3 protein-coding genes are annotated in these 1007 nt (G+C 41.7%); all 3 read right to left on the minus strand.

Annotated elements, in window-relative coordinates; translation table 11 throughout:
* Positions 1 to 57: 57 nt before the first annotated feature.
* The 3 genes from KH813_RS06835 to KH813_RS06845 are packed head-to-tail and all read right to left on the minus strand — an operon-like array spanning position 58 to position 900.
* Positions 58 to 336, minus strand: a complete 279-nt coding sequence (locus KH813_RS06835) for a hypothetical protein (protein WP_303994584.1) — start codon at positions 334 to 336, stop codon at positions 58 to 60.
* 28 nt (positions 337 to 364) lie between these two features.
* Complete coding sequence (locus KH813_RS06840; RefSeq protein WP_303994585.1) at positions 365 to 637, minus strand: hypothetical protein; 273 nt, start codon at positions 635 to 637, stop codon at positions 365 to 367.
* Between the two features lie 38 nt (positions 638 to 675).
* Positions 676 to 900, minus strand: a complete 225-nt coding sequence (locus KH813_RS06845; protein WP_303994586.1) for a DUF6290 family protein — start codon at positions 898 to 900, stop codon at positions 676 to 678.
* Positions 901 to 1007 lie beyond the last annotated feature (107 nt).

Below are 1007 nucleotides of genomic sequence, written 5' to 3' on the forward strand. Positions count from 1 at the left end.
GACGGCGATTTGCTCCGGGTAAGTCGTCGGTAAAGGATTTCAACTTGTTCGTTTATTTCAGATTTTGTGTAATTCATAAAGTTTATTCAAGACCTCTAACACTAAGCTTGCCTGAAATTTGATTTTTAACAGCTCTTCAAGGCTATCCGTGTCTAACGCCGTTTCGCGATAACCTTGAATTTTTTCGATAAATAGCAGCAGATGTTCAGGAATCGGCTTATTTTTTTGTAACCAATGTCGATCGCTAAATCCGGATACTGCGGCGATCAGTTCCACCACTACCTCCCGCTCAAAAATCATCATTGACGGGCTCAGTTCAACTTTATATTCGTCCATGGCATTTCCCTCCTCGGATAACTTTTATTCAGTGGAGTCCATCCAAGCCTTCCAAAACGTCTTTAACCAGTTTCGCCTGGTACTTTATCTTCAACAGTTCTTCCAGACTGTCCGTGTGCAAAGCCGTTTCACGATATCGTTCTATGCGTGTAATAAACATATTAATATATTCCGGAACGGGTTGTTTTTGTAAAGTCCATTTCCGAAAACAAAATCCGGATACTGCGGCAATCAGTTCCACAACTACCTCGCGCTCAAAAATCATCATTGACGGGCTCAGTTCGATTTTATATTCGTCCATGTCATTTCCCCCTTTGAAAAAGATTTATTGCAATTTCTTTATACCTTTTCATAATCGAATTCGCAATCGTTCGCAAGGGTTTTCATGTCTATAGTCGGTTCGTTCGCTGCCATCCGAGCCGATTCATAGTCTTCCGCGTTCTCCATTTGCGCCAGCACGGATTCCAACACTATTGCCGAAACACTCTTATGACGAAGCCGCGCATAAGCGATAATAGCCTGTTTCTCCGTTGCAGTGCAGCGCACTGTTATTGTTGCGTTCATGCTAACCCCCTTTTGTAACAATGTAACACAAGGGAGTTGTATGCACAATTATTTTCGCTTTTCCATGCATAAAGTCAATCACCATTTTTATGGTTTCATATTTGACA

Origin of the sequence: Negativicoccus succinicivorans (genome assembly GCF_018373335.1) — a bacterium.
Lineage (GTDB): Bacteria > Bacillota > Negativicutes > Veillonellales > Negativicoccaceae > Negativicoccus > Negativicoccus succinicivorans_A.

Coding starts and splice junctions, on each gene's coding strand:
- KH813_RS06845 (WP_303994586.1), bottom strand. CDS start 900: ATGAACGCAACAATAACAGTGCGCTGCACTGCAACGGAGAAACAGGCT.
- KH813_RS06840 (WP_303994585.1), bottom strand. CDS start 637: ATGGACGAATATAAAATCGAACTGAGCCCGTCAATGATGATTTTTGAG.
- KH813_RS06835 (WP_303994584.1), bottom strand. CDS start 336: ATGGACGAATATAAAGTTGAACTGAGCCCGTCAATGATGATTTTTGAG.